Genomic DNA, 18,508 nt, shown 5'->3' on the forward strand with positions numbered 1-18,508 from the left:
GGGAGTCGAAGCGTTCACCGCTTCAACTCCTCTTCTTCCATTATTTTATATATCATTTTCCGGTTGATCCCCGTAAGCTTCTCCAATTGACGACCGCTTAACTTCGGATTTTTTCGCAATTCATCCTGCAATACGATCACCCGCTGTTTCTTCAAATCAGGACATTGTTTGTTCGGTGCCAAATGTTTGAACGAACCAAATCGTTCCTGGTCCAGCTTCAAAGTTGAAGGCTGGCTTCCAATCATCTTGCTAAGCGCTTCAAGTGACAATCCTCGATGCTGTGTCAGGGTCTTCTGCGCCAGGGCATAACGCTCACGAGCATTCTCTAAAATTTCCCTTTCCTTTGCTTCCTCCATCGATTCAATACGGATCTTCACATCCACAGTTACTTCCTGTGGCAGCAGAGCATGCAGAATCAACAAATCATCCCCTAGCGTAGCAGAAGGGAATAGGCTGCCGATCAATTTCTGCTGATCAACAGGATCAAGCAGTTCTTCAAAACGGCTAGCTACACCGAAAAACTCTGCAACTGTATCAAAATTCAACTTATCCTTCTGAATCAAATTCCTCTTTCGTTTTCGTTCCTTCAAATCATTCTGTATTTGATGTGCTTGTTTCTCCAATAGACGATGACGTTCATCCAACTTTTCTTTTGACCATTTATCATCCAGATAGAGATCTAGCAGCTTGTCCATCTTGGAATGCACATCTGATTTCATTTTCTCCAACCGTTTTACATCGGCAGCCAGACGTGACAGCTCAGCTTCATCGAAATCAGAGTCGATATACTCAGCAATCTTACTAGTATCGGTCAGGATGTCCTTAACTGCTTTTGTGATGCGGTGCTTGATGCGTTTATCATTAATAGTCGGCTTTACCTGGCATGCACGATAGGTCTCTTCGTTTGAATGCGTCAATACATATAAACCATATCTCTGCGACTTGTCTCTATTGTAAGTGTATTGTTTTTTCACGCTGATTTCTTTCTGACAGGAATCACAAATAATTTTCACATCTCGGAGAAAGTGGGGGTCTGCCGGTTTGCAACGGTATCGCTTACTAAGTTCATTTTGAATTCGTGCATACATCAGCTCAGTGCGCAATGGGGGATAGACGTTAGGTACAGTAATGGTCTCCCCGTTACTAAAAGATTTCTGCAACGTGCCGTGATAGGCAGGATTCTTTAACTTGCTAAGGACTTGCTGGCTTGTCCATTGCTTGCCTTCAGCCGTCTTGCAGATCTTATTTAACTCTCTTGCAATAGCTGTAGCACCGAGCCTTTTCTCAATATACAAATCATCAATGTAGGGGATCAACCAGGAACGCTCTTCATTCACCGTTAATTCTTCAGTATCTTTGTTGTACCGATACTCTTCCGGCTGCTTGCCCCACACTTTGCCTTCCCGGGTCTTTTGACGTTTCCCTCGCATCATTTTCCTTAGTAGATCACGACGGGAACGTTGAGCGAGTAAGTTCTTCAAATCTGATATGAACTCATCATCCTCATTGGCCAAGTCCACCACGCTGCCGGGTTCTGCAATCTTCACACGGTTCTCACGAAGCACACCCTTCAAGTACTCCCACTTGATCGTATCTAGACGGGAGAGCCGGTCCTGTTCGATGCAAAGGACGACATCAATCTTGCCGTCCTCGACCAGATCCAGCATCGCTTCCAAACCGTCCTTGTCCAGTTTGGTTCCACTGTCCACGTCTTTAAAGATATCGACGATGTGCCAGTTTTGGGATTTGGCGTAGCGTGTTAGCTCGATTGTCTGGGCGTTTAGGCTGTAGCGGTCTTCCTGAAGCTTGGTGGATACGCGGATGTAGATGGCTGCTTTCATAATTAGTCACTCCTATTAAGAATGTACGTTCTTTTAACTTTTTAAAAAAGAGCCCTTTAGAAAAGGGCTACGGAAAGAGAACCAAAGTTTGTATATTTAATGTATAATAAGACTAACCTAATAAAGCTAAGGAGGGAATTTTATTGGATCCCAAAAAAGTGATTAACCACAATATAGATGAGATGATGAAACTTGAAAATGAATATCAACAATTAAAAAAAGAAAATCACTTTAAAAAGAAAAAGATTCAAAATTCAATGTCCGTCAAAGCTGCTAGGTTCAATGATAATAGAGATAAACGTGCATCTCATTTTGATTTTATTCGTAATAAATAGCTATTGGAGTTACTAACACATCTCCTTTTTTTATTATATTGAAGTTACCTAAGATAATATCAAGCATCATTGTCGGTATAATATCTAAACTATCGCCATCTAGCATCGGCATGTTCGTTATACCATCATAAACTATTTCCTTCTCCCCTAAAATTCTTACTAGATATCTTATATTTCTATTTTTATCAGTTCGAAATGTTAAAGATTCAACAGACTCACGCAACATATCTTTCTTTAATAATCCAATTTTATCATTGGCTTTAATTACAACTAATCTATCCAATAGATCTGAAGAGAAATCACTCATTTTATTTAATAAGCTAATCGTATTAACTACGTGTTGTGTTTGCTCATGAGTTTCATATACCTTTTCCGCTAATGTTCTTTTATTTTGGTCTTGTGAAGGATTATAAGGCTTAGATACTATTTTTTTAGCTGTCTCATATGACATCCCTGTTTTTTTAACATCATCAAGCATCATATTTTCTAGAAAGTCAGCATTTAATGACTTTTTAATTAGATTAAAATCATAAAAACGATATTTAGATTCGCCAAGATGTAAGTCGCTTTCTTTAAGTTTTCCATTCTCAGTTAATAAGTCGTTCTCTGTCAGTTTCTTAATCAATAAATCTAATGAGTAATCATGAAAGGCTTTATTCAAAATATCTTTTTGGCCTTCTAAAATAGTTTTAGAATAATTGTTAGCTTCCTCCCCGCTGTTTCCCAAGTTAGTACCTAAGCTGAATTCGCCGCCAGGCAACATACCTGTACTAACTTTGACTCCTGCAGTAATGCCAGACTCTTTACCTCTAGTTGTCTGAATTTCTTCACTTTCAGTTTCTTCTCCTGAGTTTTCCAACGTGAAACTATGAACTAATCCCTCGTCTAATTGCGCTAATAAAGAGTTCATAATCTCAGTATCTAAGTAAATAATCTCTTTCATTTTTAATTACCTCCAATTATTATGCAAATTTATTTCGTATTAGAAAACACTTACAATTTGAAATATGAAATGTTAATTCTCAATCCACTCCACCGTCCCTAACTTCCCACCAGCCGCGGCAAGCCCGTCCACCCGATGCATGAATATCAATTCCATCCGATAGGCTGCAAACTTGCAAACTCATCCTAACCAGGAAGTAGTCGGCTACTTCTGAAATGACGATGGGCTGATCGAAGGCGGCGACGTATACTTCTTCTATAAATCGTGCTGGCATGAGGAGGTAGGCGGCCATTCGTTTTGCCTGGCTCTCGCATTTGCTGAGGGCGTATGGATCGGCGCTGAGTTGTGTTTGGTGACGGGCGTACAGGTGGCAGAATTCTTCTACAAGCAGCAGCTTCTTCTCGATGGCGTTCAATCCCTCTTTTAGAAAGATGGTGCCCCGCCTACTGCGTTTGCCTGGCAGGGAGCAGGCTTTGAGATGATGAATTGTGTCGTACTGGATGAACGGCTCGGTAAATGGCTTGTCCACCGGCAGTATGCGGATGCCGTAGCGCCAGCAGATGTCATACATGTCGATCTCATCCGGGTATGTATAATGAAAATGGGAGAGGACCTTGTCGGCCCGTTCCTCCCAGTAGTCTGTGTGTTGTCTGAGTTGCACGAAATCACAACCTTATTTCTTGAGTTTCCAACCGCCTAATATTCTTGGTGTTGCAAGGTCGGATCCATAGCTATCTACGAAATATACAGACACCAGATCCTCGTATTTACCAGAGTTGTTCACTAGGTTCATAACCAATTCCCCAATTTGATCTACGAACCTTTCTTTTTCATGATCTGGCGAGTAGTACCAGGCGTCACTTATTACTACGTTGACGATATCCCAATTACCTTGCCTTGGCTTCACGTCCAGGATGATTCCACCACCCAATTCTTTCATTTCAGCAATTGCCTGATTAAAAGATTTATCTTGCTCAGTCTTAACTGCTTCTACAGAAGGATAGGGTACAGTGACTGTTTCGAAAACAGCATTTTTACCACCTAGCTGATTTTCGGAGGCAAGGTCTCCGGTCATTTTGTTTCCTGTTTCACCATAGATATTTTTAATATCTTCAGGCTGCGGATGCTCGTCCAAATTGAAACGGAACATAGCGTTCGCTGCAAAATGGGCAGGTTTCCAATCGGCAGGAATATCGAATGAAGTTTCCGCAATGCCATCTTTCACTTTTACAAAACCGCTCTTATGATTCAAGTTACCGTCTATCAAAGATACTTCCAATAAGCTTCCGTCCGGTATGTTGGTATCAATTTCAACTTGTATTTTTCCTTTTCCGGCAGTTGCTTTTACAGTACCTTTTACATTAAGTTGCTCTTTTTTCTTTTTCTCAGCAGCTTGTTTCTTATTTTCTATGTCCGCTTTTTCAGCAGCCACTTTTTTTGCAACCTCATCTTTTGAAGCTTTTTCTTTCTTTTCGTCATCTTCTTTTTTGCTATCTACAGCAATTTTTTCTTTGCTGTTCGCAGTTTCTTCTGCAGGTGGAAGTATTGATCCTGCAATCAAGATTGTCATGAAGCCTATACCCGTAGCAATGCCCACCTTCTTTTTAGGCCTTTTTCTAAAGAAAGCAATAATCAGCATGACCAGACCGATTAGAAATGTAAATGCACAAATTACAGCCAAGAATTCTCCCAATCTATTCCCCCCTAGTTAACTCGACTCACATGTACAACTTAGTGATATATTCCCATGTCTTATGTAAAAATAAATACGGTTAAAAACCGTGGTAGTACCAGGTATTTAATTTTCTAATTCCCCAAACTCATTCCTGTAATCTTCATCATCGTCTTCCAAAAACATCTGCCTTATCTTATAAAGCTTAATCAATTCTTTCACTTTCTTCTCTGGGTCAGAGGCCATGTCATGAAATATAACAGGATACTTTTTCAGTTCATTGAAAAGTTTCACTTCTTCTACAGAAAGAATTATCTCTTGACCAACAGCAATGACGTCTTCATTTGAAAATTTATTGTTGGTTAGTCCATGTAAGTACTCTGTAGAACAAGTTAAAGCTAAAGCCAATCGTGCCACATCATCATGATTAGGATCACTATAGCCTCTTTCCCAATTTGAAATAACTTGAGAAGAAACATTTACCAGGCTACCTAAATTAGTTTGTGTTAGCTTCGATTGTTTTCTTTTGGTTTTGATTCTTTCACCTATACTTATAGTAATCACCTTTTGAAATAATTGAATTACCAAAATAATAACAGTAACTAACGGAAATAGATATAGAACTAACGGAATATGAGGATAAAGTATTTATAATTTTTAGTTATAACAGAGAACGTTAGTTTGGAAGCTAAGAAAATAATATATGTAAACTTAGGAGAGATAAGAATTGTTGAAGGGATAAATATAGTAGATATGATAACCCAAGTAGCTTATGTGTCACAGGCGGAATGCCTTTGTGAGTATGGTTGTGTCAGATCTGTATCGCGCATAGGAAACAGGGGAGATGAATAATAAGAGTCGAGGGGAGGGACTTTTGAAAGAGTTGACGGGATAAAAGTAGAAGTGGAAGCCGATCTGATGACGGCTACCACTTCTTTTTTAATAAAGTTGAAAGGTATTCCCGCTCCATTCTTTATTCGATTCATTTTGTAATTCAAATCTCAATCAAAAACGAAAGGATCATCGGTCTTCTTTTCGTTCGCTCAAATAATAAACTCTCCACTGATTTCTTTACACTCTGTCTGATAGCCGTTCGTTTACTGCCATGTATCGAGCTCAAATTAGTGACCGTTGTTTTAACAATTTCATTGACTTCTTTAATGAGTTCCTTCGCATCGGGTTCATAAACAAAGCCTCGCGAGATGGTATCTGGTTCGGAAATTAGTTGACCATCCGTTTTACTAACCGTGATAACAATAATGAGCATCCCTTCTTCTGACAGGACTCTTCGGTCACGCAGCACAATATTACGCACATCTCCTACACCTAATCCGTCAACAAACACACGGCCAGCATGAACTCTTCGTGTTTGATATGCCTTAGTATGATCGACATCTACGACATCTCCGTTGTTGATAATAAAAATATTTTCTCGATCTACGCCAACAGATTCGGCCAGTTGCTTATGCTTATAGAGCATTCTATATTCTCCGTGAATGGGAATGAAATACTTCGGTTTCATCAGTGTAAGCATGAGCTTCAGTTCTTCTTGGTTTGCATGGCCGGAAACATGCATACCGGTTGAACCGCCTGAGCCATAAATTACATTTGCTTTCAGAAGATATAAATTATCGATAATCCGTGAAACATTCTTCTCGTTACCCGGGATAGGGGATGAAGCTAAAATAACGGTATCGTCTGGAAGTATTTCCACGTGTCTGAAATTGGAACTCGACAACCGCGACAAAGCTGCCATCGGTTCACCTTGACTGCCGGTGCACAAAACGGCGACTTTTTCAGGGTCCATTTTACCTATCTCGTATGGTTCGATCAACATATCGTCAGGGATTCTCAAATGCCCAAGTTCCGTGGCAACGCTTACCACATTTATCATGCTTCTGCCTAGTAAAGCGAGTTTTCTACCCGTTTTTTGTGCTGCATCGACGACCTGCTGAACACGGTGTACATTGGATGCGAACGTAGAGATAAAAACTTTTTTCTGTGCCTTTCGGAATTCTTCTTCAATATGTCCTCCGACCGTTATTTCCGAAGGGTTAAATCCAGGGCGCTCCGCATTGGTGCTTTCAGACAGTAATACGAGCACACCGTTTTTTCCGATTTCCGCCATCTTGTGAATGTCTGGCGCATCATTATTCACAGGGGTTAAATCAAACTTAAAATCCCCAGTATGAACAACTGCCCCAATAGGTGTATGGAAAACGATTCCTACACAATCGGGAATACTATGATTTGTCCTGAAAAACGAAATGTCCACGTTTCCGAATGATAACTTAGATGCTGCGTGGAAGATTGTTAATTCCGTATGACGAAGCAAACCATGTTCCTTCAATTTAAGGTTTATTAACCCAGCTGTTAATTCCGTTGCATACACGGGGATATTCAGTTGCTTTAAGAAATAGGGGATGCCTCCAATATGATCTTCATGTCCGTGTGTAATGATAAGAGCTCTGACTTTGTCTTTATTTTGTTGTAAGTACGTAATATCTTGGATAATCAAATCAATTCCCAGAAGACTTTCGTCAGGAAATTTTGAGCCGCAATCAATAACAAAGATATCATCTTCATATTGCACTACGTACATGTTTTTCCCGATTTCATTAATCCCGCCTAAAGCAAAAATCGACAAAGTATTTTCGAGATTGGTCATTAGTCGTCTCTCCCTATGTTTCATGAATACCTTAAGTATGTCCGTTCATAGGGAATTTATTACTTTCCGACAGAAGACGCCCACTTCAAGGAATGTGTAGGGCGTAGCCCAATGGGTAAGTGGGTGATAAATATCGGTTGGCGCTAGCCAAAGAGTATGTCAGTCGGTTATAATGAGAACGTACATTCTTTTGGTGGAGGTGAATTTTATGCTGATCAACAAAGCCTATCGGTTTCAAATCTATCCGAACAAAGAACAACGTATTTTAATCGCAAAAACAATTGGTTGTAGCCGCTTTGTTTTTAACTACTTTTTGGCTAAATGGGACAGCACGTACAAAGAGACAGGGAAAGGACTCTCGTACACTACCTGTTCCGCTGAACTAACTCAGTTAAAAAAGCAAGAACGTACCATTTGGTTAAAAGAAGTGGACAGCATTTCCCTTCAGTCTTCCCTAAAAAATTTGGCTGACGCTTATACAAGACTTTTCAAAAAACAAAACAAAGCACCTCGCTTTAAATCAAAAAATCATGAGGTTCAATCGTACACAACAAAACAAACAAATGGCAACATCGCAATCGTTGGCAACAAAATTAAACTCCCTAAGTTGGGCATGATAAAATTTTCGCGAAGTCGTGAAGTGAAGGGTCGAATTATGAATGCAACGATTCGACATACTTCTTCGGACAACTATTTCGTTTCGATTCTTGTTGAAACAGAAGTACAAGAAGTACCTAAAACGAATTCCTCCGTGGGTGTTGATGTGGGTTTGAAAGAGTTCGCAGTCTTATCAGATGGCACAGTGTATAACAATCCCAAGTACTTTCGTTCATTAGAGAAGAAGTTAGCGAAAGCGCAACGGATTCTCTCAAGACGGAGAGAACTAGCTATCAAAAGAAAATGTAAGCTAAGTGAAGCGAGAAATTATCAAAAACAACGTGTCAAAGTTGCGCGTATCCAGGAAAGCATTGCGAATAAGCGAAAGGATTACTTGCATAAACTCTCAACCGATATCATCAAAAACCACGATGTAATCGGAATAGAAGACTTGCAAATCACTACTATGCTTAAAAATCAAAAATTGGCTAAATCAATTAGCGAAGTTAGCTGGTCACAATTTCGTACAATGCTTGAATATAAAGCGAAGTGGTACGGCAAACAGATTGTAGTCGTAGGAAAAACATTCCCATCGAGTCAACTTTGTTCGAAGTGTGGAGATCGAAACAAAGACGTTAAGAATCTGGCTTTGCGTGAATGGAGCTGTCTGAAATGTGGAAGTCATCACGACCGAGATCTTAACGCAAGTATAAATCTTGAAAAGGAAGCGAACAGACTTCTAACCGCAGGGGCTGCGGGGATAGCCTAATCAATAACTGGCGGTTACGCCGGTGATCTTAGGAATCTCTCACTTCTAAACGTAGTGAAAGTGGTAGTAGTTCAATAATGGAACAAGTAACATATTCCTCTTAGGCGAATTTGATTCAGTGATGAGAGTAGTACCTTTTGTTGCATTTTTGCCTGCAATAGTTTGAGTAATCCCATTTATTCAGTGAAGTCTAATCACATAAAAAAGAGGCTGGTTATGTCCAAGCCTCTTATCTTGTACGCTATTATATTGATTCAAGATTCATGGAGGAGTCTACCCGACTTGCCAAGGACGATTTGCTTTTACCTTTGTTTGCTTCTGTTTTGCACCTAGTTCATCCCGAGTCATTCGTTGCGGTTCCATCCCTTTCTCGATCTTCGAGCTGAGCTTACGAGAAAGGGTGAAGAGGTGAGGCGCAAAATAAACTCTGGCAGCTTCTGATTTACAAGTAGGACATTCTGTATTCTCCCTGTTGCCGGACATGGAATTAAAGAACAGCGTGAATTCTCCACAACCTGGACAACGAAATGTGTAGTTTGGCAAGATTTACCCTCCTATTATTTCGGCATAATGTCTTGATCAAAGATTTGTGTTGGGATCGCAATCGTGCAACAGGCATTTGGAATATCCACGATGCCGTTAATTCGACCTTCCACAGGTGCTGAGCTTAAAAGCATAAAGGCTTGTTCACCTGTATAGCCGAGCGTTTTTAAATACTCAATGGCATTTAAGCAGGCCTTTTTATAAGCGAGATTAGCATCCAGATAATGTTGTTTTCCTGTACGATCGTCTACGGAAATGCCTTGGAAAACTAAGAAATCATTATAATTCGGTTCAACAGGTCCAGGTTGGAATACGGGATTTTCCTTGATCTTATATTTCTCCATACCCCCTTTAATCACATCCACTTTTAACTCGATCCAGCCTGACATTTCAATACCGCCACAAAATGTGATCTCTCCATCGCCTTGAGAGAAATGCAGATCGCCGACGGACAGTTTGGCGCCGTCCACAAATACTGGGAAGAAGATTCTAGAACCTTTGGAGAGATTCTTAATGTCGCAGTTTCCTCCATTTTCACGAGGCGGGACTGTACGCGCGCCTTCTTTTGCGATCCGGTCAAACTCCGCGCCTTCCAAATGCCCTAACACTACACTTTCTTCGGAGGGGGGATTTGCAAGTGCGGGAACTCGATTAGGATCCGTATCAATTAAAGCTTGTTCGCGTTCGTTCCATTTTTGTAATAGTTCCATTGAGGGAGCGACTCCAATCAAACCTGGATGAATGAGACCCGCAAATTTGACACCAGGCACATGGCGGGACGTCGTATAAATGCCTTCGAAATCCCAAATCGATTTGGCGGCCTCTGGATATTCATCTGTTAAGAAGCTGCCTCCGTTTTCTTTCGCAAAAATCCCATTGAACCCCCATTCTGATTCTTGATGGGCTCCGACATCCAAAATATCAACGACGAGCAAATCACCAGGCTCCACGCCATTGACGTAGACAGGACCGCTTAATACGTGGACACGAGTAAGATTGACGGTGCGAAGGTCTTCTGCACTGTCATTATTATGGATCTGTCCATCGGTCCATTCTTTACAATCCATTCGAAATGCGGTTCCCGGTTCTACTGAAAAAACAGCAGGAATATCAGGGTGCCAACGATTGTGTCCGGGTTGCTCTTGTTGTTCCATAGGTTTGCTTAAATCGAGTCTGTACTTATACTGTGCCATTATCAAATTCCTCCTAATTAAATAAATTGCGCAAGCATTACCATGTCAACATATGTGAAGTTGTCCCACGTTTATGACTGCAATAGTGAGAATGACTGTGGTGGAGGAAATATGCGGCATGCGGTTACTTCGTTTCAATGCTTTTCATTCTCATCTGCTATTTATTCCCCAAGAAATACTCGCCTGTATGTTTACGAGTGTGTTTCTATTAATAAGTCCTTCAAGTATAGTATAATTCAATACAAATCATGTAATTGCTTCGAGGGGTGAGGTGTATCGATGTTCTTAAAGATAAATAAGCAATACTATATCCGGGCTGCGGAGCATACGATGGAAAGCCCGCATACAGAAGAGTTGATTTGCCGTGTCTTATGAGAAAAAACTTATGGCCATGAAATCGCTAGTGAAAAAAACGACAGTCGTGCAAGAGTCGGTTGAAACGTTTACGAAACCGCCGGCGCCATCATATGAAAAGAGATGGCTGACGACGGGCCTGGAAAAAATCGAAAATGACTTGGGTATTGTTTATAAACGTGTCATTCATTATCCGCTTACCTATATGCATGGCGATATTTGCTTAGGGGACATACAAGAGAAGTTGACCAATTGGACGGAGACTGGATATGCTCATCCGCTTGCTCCTTCTTCTGATCAGCTGCTCTTTTTCGATACCGAGACAACGGGACTTAAAGGGGCGGGCGCGGTAATTTTTTTGATTGGGTTATTGGAACTGAAATCGGATGAATTCATCATGACACAGTACGTGCTGCCGAATCCAGATCACGAAGCAGCGTTTCTCTATGCATCAAAACTTTGGCAGGAAGGGCTGACGCTTGTCACTTATAATGGAAAGAGTTTTGACTTTCCGCAATTGCAGACACGTTGGTCGCTGCATAGAAAACAGCTCCCTAAGTTGCCGGTTCCAAAGCAAATTGATCTGTTGCATGGTTCGCGGCGTATTTGGAAAGGCGAAATGGACTCTTTCAAACTTACGGAAATCGAGCGCAAACAGCTAGGCTTTCATCGGAAAGATGATATTCCAGGGCATATGGCGCCGATCATCTATCAGGATGCCGTGAAGAATGGGCGGGCTGAAATCTTGATGAAGGTTATGTGGCACAATGAATGGGATATTCTTTCCCTCGTCACGCTGTTCAGTCTTTCTTCTGATATGATTTTGCAGGAGGAGAGTAAACCAACTGCTCAAGTCGCAACGAATATCGCCAAATGGTTCAAGGATCTTGGTTTGACTGAGCGTAGTTTTGCCGAGCTGGAAAGAATCGCAGAAGTGTACGGATCGAGTTATCCGCTGACACATTTTCATTTAGGGTTTCTATTGAAGCGATATAGAGAGTACGATCGTGCGGTCCAATCATTTGAAATCGTAGCTTCGAGTGGAGAAGGCCGGGAACAAATACTTGCCTATGAAGAATTGGCGAAATTATATGAACATAAGCTGAAAGATTTCCCGCTGGCGGTTGATCGAATTAACAAGGGGAAATCTTTGCTCGAACAACAAAATAAACTATCCAAACGCTTTATTGATAGCATGCAGAGCGCCTTTTCCAAGCGGGAAATACGCGTGAAGAAGAAACTATTTCCCGGGCAAGCGCAGAAACTGACAAGAGAGTCTTAAGGACCTTCTCAATTAAGACAAAGAATGACATGATATGCTATAATGACCGTATGGGATCACAGACGGAGGGACGTTTTGTCATGGAATTAAAGTTAGATTCAAAGAAGATTTTAGAGAAAGAATTTAAAACAGCAATGCGCGGATATAAACAAGAAGAAGTAGATTTATTTTTGGACGATGTAATCCAAGATTATGAGACTTTCAAAAAAGAAATCGCGCAACTTACAGAAGAAAACGAACGGTTGAAAGCGTCAGCAAGTACTTCGCAGCATAGAACGTCTGCGCCGACTCCTCAACCAACGAATTTTGATATCTTGCAGCGCCTATCCAACTTGGAAAGACAAGTTTTCGGCAGCAAGCTGTCTGATAACTGATTTTCTTTAAATTGGAAATGACCAGTTTGAACGAAATCATTGATAGCCGGGATGAATTGATGTATACTAAAGAGTACCATAGAGTCTATTCAGGTAATCGCTGCAATTTTATTGTAGAGGAAAGTCCATGCTCACACGGTTCTGAGATGACCGTAGTGTTCGTGCTCGGTGAAAAAATAAGCCGGGGCAATGCTTTTGCATTGATGGCGAGAATAAATCCTTAGTCTTCGGATATGGATGAGATTCTCTGAAAGTGCCACAGTGACGTAGTTGGCATGGAAACATGTCAAGTGGAACGGGTAAACCCCACGAGTGAGAAACCCAAATTATGGTAGGGGCGCTCTTCCGAAAGAATTCAATGGAGGAAGGGACAGGCAATTGTCTGTAGATAGATGATTACCGCTTCAAGTACGAGGTGCAAACCGTTTGAGTACTGAAGAACAAAACATGGCTTACAGAATATTCTATGGTTTACATCACAATTAGCTCTCCTATAGTATTGGGAGAGTTTTTCTTTTGTACAGAAGGTTTGCTAATCGCATTTATTTGACATAATACTGAGAAGAGACCGATTGAAAAGGCGATACATAAGGAGGGAAGGTAATGGTAAATGAGTCTGATTTCTTTCAAATAAACCCTGCCTTCCCGCCAACAATTTATAATACAATTATTGAGGAAATGAAACAAGGCGTTTTCGTTACAGATGAAAGTAAAAACCTGCTTTTTGCTAACTCTGTTTTCTTTACACTGACCCATTACAATAATGAAGATCCGTCCATGCTTCAGCTTTTTCCGGCAACATGGCAACATGATATTTGGGAAGAAGCTGAAAAGACAGGGTATTGGGAAGGCGGTCTGCCGTTTGGTGAAAATGGAGAAGATGGAGACGTCAAATTGTTCTTCCATTTGGATACCACCAATGACCAGGCATATTATTATGGAATTTGCCGACCCGCTTCCATGATAAACCAGCCGACATCAAAAGGCGATGGCTGTACAGATCCTTTGACGAAAATTGGAAATCGTAACTATTTGACGAGTCAAATGGACAAGCTATTCTGTGGTGATCCCGAAAGAAAGAAAATGCACGCTGTGTTATTTTTAGATTTGGATCGTTTCAAACAAGTCAATGACACGATGGGACATTTCGTCGGAGATGAATTATTGAAAGAGTTCACACGAAGAGTGAAGAAAATTCTTAGGAAAAATGATTTGTTTGCCCGGTTAGGCGGCGATGAGTTCGTTATCGTTCAAACAGACATTAAGCATGAAGGGGAAGCAGTGCTCTTAGCGGATCGGATCTTTGAAGCGATTGAGCAGCCCTATCACAGTGCCTCCTATGAAGTCGGGATGTCGACTAGTATCGGAATTAGCTTATATCCGAAAAATGGTACCGACAGAGAGAGCTTAATGAGAAAATCAGATGTCGCCATGTATGAATCCAAGCGAAAAGGCCGTAATCGACAGACGCTGTTTGAGCAAGATTTGGAGGAGCGCATTGCCAATCTTCAAGAGCTGGAACAAGATTTGATTGGCATGGTCGAAAATAAGGACTTTCAGTTACTGTATGAGCCGAAACTTCATCTTGGGACAGGTATGTTCCGCGGTGCGGAGATTTCGTTGCGATGTGGCGGATGTAAACAATCGGTTACTACACTGAGGGATTCCTACGAGGAACTGGTAGAGATGGGTCTTGATATTCCGATTACCAACTTGGCCATTGAGAGGATTTGCGAGGACCTTTCCCGTATGCCGGAAGCTGTACGTTTGCGCACAGTGATTGCCGTCGATATTTCGAGCATGTACTTCACGCATCCTCAGTTCATCCAAAATGTTTGTGGAATTCTCGGACAATTTGATGTTAAGCCTGAAAATTTTGAATTAGAATTGGATGAAAAGGTTATTATGCTAGATGAAGAGCAATCCATCCATAAGTTAAGGACCTTGAAAAAGTTGGGGTTTCATCTGCTGATCGATCATTTCGGTTACGGTTATTCATCAATTCCTTTGCTGTCAGATAGCTCTATCGGGCATTTGAAACTAGATCGTAATCTAGTGAAACGGCTATCGACTGAAGAAGATCAATGGAAGATTGCTCAGGCGATTAAAGCGATGGCTGGGGCTTTAGAGATTGACTTGTCTTTTGAGGGTGTAGATGACGTTAGCCAATGTGAGCGGTTGCGCGCGTTAGGCTGCAGCTATGCACAAGGAACATATATAAGTAAACCTCTGGAGTTTGATGAATTTCTTCATCTGATCCAGTAACGGAGAATGGAGTTTTTATTGTGAGTGAATATAAATTGATTGCTACAGCCGCAATGGGGCTGGAGTCGATTGTAGCATCTGAGATAAAAGATCTTGGGTATGATTGCCAGACCGAAAACGGAAAAGTCTTCTTCAATGGAGATGCAGAAACGATTGCCAGAGCCAATATGTGGCTTCGTGTGGGAGATCGGGTTCGCGTGGTGGCTGGTGAATTTAAAGCTTATACATTCGATGAGTTATTTGAGCGGACGAAAGCGATTCCTTGGGAACAGTTCCTGCCGTTTGATGCCGCTTTTCCGGTTTCAGGAAAGTCGGTCAAATCGAAGCTGTTCAGTGTGCCGGACTGCCAAGCGATTGTGAAGAAAGCAATTGTGGAGCGGTTGAAGATCGCGTATAAGCGCATTGGCTTCTTGGATGAATCAGGTCCTCTCTTTAAATTGGAAGTATCAATTTTGAAGGATAAGGTAACAATTACGATCGATTCGAGCGGTTCCGGATTGCATAAACGCGGCTATCGATTAGGACAAGGAGATGCGCCTCTTAAAGAGACGATGGCTGCAGCACTTGTGAAATTATCGAAGTGGAGTCCGAGTCGCCCGTTCGTGGATCCGTTTTGCGGTTCGGGAACGATTCCAATTGAAGCGGCGATGATTGGACAGAATCTTGCGCCTGGCTATAATCGTTCATTTTTAAGTGAAGAATGGCCTTGGATGAAAGCGCAAGTATGGGATCGCGTCAGAGAAGAAGTGGAAGACGTAGCGAAGTACGACCAAGAGCTTGATATCCGCGGTTACGACGTCGATGGTAAAATGATTTCAATAGCTCAGCAAAATGCGGTGGAAGCCGGTTTTGCAGATTTGATTTCATGGCAGCAGCAAGACGTCCGGGATTTGCACATTGAAGGACAAAATGGTGTCCTCATTGCCAATCCGCCATATGGAGAGCGACTTGGCGAAACAGAGGAAGCGGAAGATATAGCAGAAATCCTTGGGTCAATTATGGAGCATCACCCATCCTGGTCCGTCTATATTTTATCTTCACTCGAAAACTATGAGACGATGTATGGGAAAAGAGCGACGAAAAAACGTAAACTATTTAACGGCTTCATCCGCACTGATTATTATCAGTTTTGGGGACAGCGCGTATAACCATATCGAAATCGATGGGAAGAGGAAAGCACTCCTCTTCCTTTCGCTTGCATTCAGGGAGGAGTCAGTATGAGTACAAAAATTCCATTTCAATTAGTGAAAGACCAAACGTTCTTTGAATCACTGAATGATTGGTTGGGCGATACATTATATGATGATTTGACGGAAAAAGGGTTCGAATGCCGGGATGAGCAGATTTATATGGCTTTTCAAATCGAACAAGCACTTAAGGACAAAAATGTGTTACTGGCGGAAGCGGGTGTGGGTACAGGGAAGACGATTGCCTATTTGCTTCCAGCCCTTGCATATGCACGCTATACAGGAAAGCCTGCTGTGATTTCTTGTGCAGATGAGACGTTGATCGATCAGTTGATCAAAGAAGAAGGCGACATTCAGAAATTGAGTCAGGCACTCGATTTATCGATCGATGTACGATTGGCCAAAGCGCGAAATCAGTATATTTGCCTAAAGCGTCTAGAAGAGACAAGTAATCGAACAGACGAAGAGTTTGTTGATTTAGTTGAAGATGAGCTGCCTGATTTTATCTATGCCGATCGTTCGTTGCAGTCTGTTTTTCCATATGGAGTGCGTTCCGACTATCCATATTTGAAAGATGAAGAGTGGGAAATGATCAATTACCATCCGATTCAGCAATGTGCGGCGTGTGATATCCGTAATCGTTGCGGACAGACGATTCATCGTAATCACTATAGAGAAGCAGTGGATTTAATCATTTGCTCGCATGATTTTTATATGGAACATCTGTGGACGAAAGAATCGAGAGTGCGTCAAGGACAGTTGCCATTGCTGCCAGAAGTATCGATGGTGGTCTTTGATGAAGGACACCTGCTTGAGTATTCGGCGCAGCGGGCATTGACTTATGAAGTGCAGGAGCAGACGATTGTCCAATTGCTTGAGCGTATCATGGTCGATGGCATTCGGGAGAAGTCTCTGCAGTTGATGGAGCAATTATTGGATGTCCATGAACTGTTCTTTAAGCAATTACGAGAGCATGCGACGCAAAATGATAATGAGCGTTTGACGATTAACAAGAACGATGAAATGATGAGACTAGCTAAGAAAGCCGTCTCTTTATCGAACGAACTTCTTGAGGAATTCGTCTTTGAGGGTGAATTGTACGTCATTCCAGAATACGATCTGAAAATAGTGGAGGAGTATTTGGAGCAGTATATTTATTCGATGGAATTATTTGCTGATCAGAATGACGCTGTAGATTGGTTGGAAAATCGACGTGATGAAAGCACTTTGCTGATCATGCCGCGACTCGTGACGTCTATTTTGAAAGAAAAGTTATTCACTGGCGAAATGCCGATCGTTTTCTCTTCCGCTACGTTATCTGTTGAGAAATCGTTTGATTACTTGGCATACAGTCTCGGAATTGAGTCGTATCAGTCGTTTTCCATTGAATCGCCTTTTGATTATGAGAATGTGATGAAGATCCATTTGGAACAAGGTGTACACGAAGACAACATCGAGCGCTTGTCAATGCTTCTTTCAGAGGAAGAGCAAACTTTAGTATTGTTTAACTCTAAGCAATCGATGATGGAAGCCTATGAAAAACTGCCGTTAGAGCTTCAAGTGCTAGTTGCTTATGAAGGAGAGCGTTCGCTGTCTTCATTGGTGAAAGACTTCCAGCAGCGCAAGGTCCAAGTCTTTTTCTCCTATCATTTATGGGAAGGTTTAGATCTTCCGAATGAATCCCTGACGCGTGTCATCATCTTTGATCTGCCGTTCCCGCCGAAAGACCCGTTGTTTGAAGCGAGAAGACAATACGCGGAAGATGCATTTGATGAAGTGGATCTACCATTCATGCTGTTGCGGCTTCGTCAAGGAATCGGCCGGCTGATCCGGACGAGTGAGGATGCGGGTTCTATTCATTTATTCGTTGAACCGGAGAGAAGTGAGTTACTGCCTGTGATAGAAAGAGTTTTACCTGTACCATTTTCATGAAGAATAGCAAAAGGCACAGACGTTGAATAATCAATGTCTGTGCCTTTTTTATTTAATTTACGACGCAGTCAGCTCTCGTCATCTATCGTCAGTAAAAGATTCAATACCTCGCCATCTTCAAATTTCACGGGAATTTTAAAGGCTTGTTGGAAGCCATAAAACTTCGTATGCCCGGTTAAAACAGTGGGCGGTGAAATGTCGAGTGTCAATTCATCGTTTTCCAGTATTGTACAGAGATTGCCGGCAATCATATTCCCGAGTTCTCCGGTAAAAGACTCGGCCATTTCTCCTTCAATATTCATACCAAACATCGCTAGGCCAATTTTATCAATAATGCCATGGGTAGGTTCTACAATAAGACGCCCTTTCATATCTCCGATCAAACCAATGAGCACACTGATTTCGCGCTGTTCATAGGGTTGCTTGATCAACGAAGGAGAGAGGACATCGAATTTTATCGGAACGACAGTAGTCAGTGAAGAAATAGTAGCGTTTAAGACTTTTTGCACGTTATTTGCAGTGCTCACGAATAAAGACACCCTTTCAGAAAATA

Annotated in this window: 16 protein-coding genes and 1 other RNA gene; 8 read left to right on the top strand and 9 right to left on the bottom strand. The window is 41.6% G+C overall.

Features of this window, described 5'->3' with window-relative positions; translation table 11 throughout:
* Positions 1–14: 14 nt before the first annotated feature.
* The gene (locus B5D59_RS00470; protein WP_078816480.1) at positions 15–1,841 is read right to left on the bottom strand and encodes a recombinase family protein; all 1,827 of its coding nucleotides are present in this window, start codon (positions 1,839–1,841) and stop codon (positions 15–17) included.
* 143 nt (positions 1,842–1,984) lie between these two features.
* Here B5D59_RS00470 and B5D59_RS00475 point away from each other — a divergent pair, with 143 nt between their 5' ends.
* Positions 1,985–2,176: a hypothetical protein gene (locus tag B5D59_RS00475; RefSeq protein WP_078816481.1), complete on the top strand. Its 192-nt coding sequence runs from the start codon at positions 1,985–1,987 to the stop codon at positions 2,174–2,176.
* Here the strand turns inward: B5D59_RS00475 and B5D59_RS00480 are convergent.
* From B5D59_RS00480 to B5D59_RS00500, 5 genes are all read right to left on the bottom strand, one after another.
* Positions 2,160–3,119 (bottom strand): DUF6414 family protein, encoded by a 960-nt coding sequence (locus B5D59_RS00480; protein ID WP_078816482.1) that lies wholly within the window; start codon positions 3,117–3,119, stop codon positions 2,160–2,162. The genes B5D59_RS00475 and B5D59_RS00480 overlap by 17 nt on opposite strands.
* Positions 3,120–3,198: 79 nt before the next feature.
* Positions 3,199–3,780, bottom strand: a complete 582-nt coding sequence (locus B5D59_RS00485; protein WP_078816483.1) for an ImmA/IrrE family metallo-endopeptidase — start codon at positions 3,778–3,780, stop codon at positions 3,199–3,201.
* 12 nt (positions 3,781–3,792) lie between these two features.
* Positions 3,793–4,758, bottom strand: a complete 966-nt coding sequence (locus B5D59_RS00490; protein ID WP_139365916.1) for a hypothetical protein — start codon at positions 4,756–4,758, stop codon at positions 3,793–3,795.
* Between the two features lie 159 nt (positions 4,759–4,917).
* On the bottom strand, positions 4,918–5,379 hold the full coding sequence (locus B5D59_RS00495) for a helix-turn-helix domain-containing protein (RefSeq protein ID WP_245799410.1): 462 nt from the start codon (positions 5,377–5,379) through the stop codon (positions 4,918–4,920).
* A 406-nt stretch (positions 5,380–5,785) separates the two neighbouring features.
* Complete coding sequence (locus B5D59_RS00500) at positions 5,786–7,459, bottom strand: ribonuclease J (protein ID WP_078816486.1); 1,674 nt, start codon at positions 7,457–7,459, stop codon at positions 5,786–5,788.
* A gap of 208 nt (positions 7,460–7,667) precedes the next feature.
* Here B5D59_RS00500 and tnpB point away from each other — a divergent pair, with 208 nt between their 5' ends.
* Positions 7,668–8,825: an IS200/IS605 family element RNA-guided endonuclease TnpB gene (gene tnpB / locus B5D59_RS00505; protein ID WP_078816487.1), complete on the top strand. Its 1,158-nt coding sequence runs from the start codon at positions 7,668–7,670 to the stop codon at positions 8,823–8,825.
* Between the two features lie 273 nt (positions 8,826–9,098).
* On the opposite strand, the gene B5D59_RS00510 is transcribed toward tnpB, so the two are convergent.
* Entirely contained in the window at positions 9,099–9,368 is a 270-nt protein-coding gene (locus tag B5D59_RS00510; RefSeq protein WP_078816488.1) for a zinc ribbon domain-containing protein, read from the bottom strand.
* A 14-nt stretch (positions 9,369–9,382) separates the two neighbouring features.
* Entirely contained in the window at positions 9,383–10,561 is a 1,179-nt protein-coding gene (fmdA, locus tag B5D59_RS00515; RefSeq protein ID WP_078816489.1) for a formamidase, read from the bottom strand.
* A 385-nt stretch (positions 10,562–10,946) separates the two neighbouring features.
* On the opposite strand from fmdA, the gene B5D59_RS00520 reads away from it, so the two are divergent.
* The 6 genes from B5D59_RS00520 to B5D59_RS00545 all read left to right on the top strand — a co-directional run bounded on the left by B5D59_RS00520 (position 10,947) and on the right by B5D59_RS00545 (position 17,955).
* Complete coding sequence (locus B5D59_RS00520) at positions 10,947–12,197, top strand: ribonuclease H-like domain-containing protein (protein ID WP_139365917.1); 1,251 nt, start codon at positions 10,947–10,949, stop codon at positions 12,195–12,197.
* A gap of 80 nt (positions 12,198–12,277) precedes the next feature.
* Positions 12,278–12,571: a cell division regulator GpsB gene (gene gpsB / locus B5D59_RS00525; RefSeq protein ID WP_040758157.1), complete on the top strand. Its 294-nt coding sequence runs from the start codon at positions 12,278–12,280 to the stop codon at positions 12,569–12,571.
* Between the two features lie 85 nt (positions 12,572–12,656).
* Positions 12,657–13,031, top strand: an RNA gene (gene rnpB, locus B5D59_RS00530) — RNase P RNA component class B.
* A 143-nt stretch (positions 13,032–13,174) separates the two neighbouring features.
* Positions 13,175–14,836: a diguanylate cyclase domain-containing protein gene (locus B5D59_RS00535; RefSeq protein WP_078816491.1), complete on the top strand. Its 1,662-nt coding sequence runs from the start codon at positions 13,175–13,177 to the stop codon at positions 14,834–14,836.
* A gap of 20 nt (positions 14,837–14,856) precedes the next feature.
* Positions 14,857–15,984 (top strand): THUMP domain-containing class I SAM-dependent RNA methyltransferase, encoded by a 1,128-nt coding sequence (locus B5D59_RS00540; protein WP_078816492.1) that lies wholly within the window; start codon positions 14,857–14,859, stop codon positions 15,982–15,984.
* A 69-nt stretch (positions 15,985–16,053) separates the two neighbouring features.
* Positions 16,054–17,955 carry an ATP-dependent DNA helicase gene (locus B5D59_RS00545; RefSeq protein ID WP_078816493.1) on the top strand — a complete coding sequence of 634 codons (1,902 nt, stop codon included), beginning with the start codon at positions 16,054–16,056 and terminating at the stop codon, positions 17,953–17,955.
* Positions 17,956–18,023: 68 nt separating this feature from the next.
* Here the strand turns inward: B5D59_RS00545 and B5D59_RS00550 are convergent, their stop codons facing one another.
* A complete protein-coding gene (locus tag B5D59_RS00550; protein WP_078816494.1) occupies positions 18,024–18,482 on the bottom strand; it encodes a chemotaxis protein CheX in 459 nt (152 codons plus the stop codon).
* Positions 18,483–18,508: the final 26 nt, after the last annotated feature.

The sequence above is a fragment of the Sporosarcina newyorkensis genome (genome assembly GCF_900167515.1).
In the GTDB taxonomy this organism is placed as follows: domain Bacteria; phylum Bacillota; class Bacilli; order Bacillales_A; family Planococcaceae; genus Sporosarcina; species Sporosarcina newyorkensis.

Coding starts and splice junctions, on each gene's coding strand:
- B5D59_RS00470 (WP_078816480.1), bottom strand. CDS start 1,841: ATGAAAGCAGCCATCTACATCCGCGTATCCACCAAGCTTCAGGAAGAC.
- B5D59_RS00480 (WP_078816482.1), bottom strand. CDS start 3,119: ATGAAAGAGATTATTTACTTAGATACTGAGATTATGAACTCTTTATTA.
- B5D59_RS00490 (WP_139365916.1), bottom strand. CDS start 4,758: ATGCTGATTATTGCTTTCTTTAGAAAAAGGCCTAAAAAGAAGGTGGGC.
- B5D59_RS00500 (WP_078816486.1), bottom strand. CDS start 7,459: ATGACCAATCTCGAAAATACTTTGTCGATTTTTGCTTTAGGCGGGATT.
- tnpB (WP_078816487.1), top strand. CDS start 7,668: ATGCTGATCAACAAAGCCTATCGGTTTCAAATCTATCCGAACAAAGAA.
- fmdA (WP_078816489.1), bottom strand. CDS start 10,561: ATGGCACAGTATAAGTACAGACTCGATTTAAGCAAACCTATGGAACAA.
- B5D59_RS00520 (WP_139365917.1), top strand. CDS start 10,947: ATGGCCATGAAATCGCTAGTGAAAAAAACGACAGTCGTGCAAGAGTCG.
- gpsB (WP_040758157.1), top strand. CDS start 12,278: ATGGAATTAAAGTTAGATTCAAAGAAGATTTTAGAGAAAGAATTTAAA.
- B5D59_RS00535 (WP_078816491.1), top strand. CDS start 13,175: ATGGTAAATGAGTCTGATTTCTTTCAAATAAACCCTGCCTTCCCGCCA.
- B5D59_RS00545 (WP_078816493.1), top strand. CDS start 16,054: ATGAGTACAAAAATTCCATTTCAATTAGTGAAAGACCAAACGTTCTTT.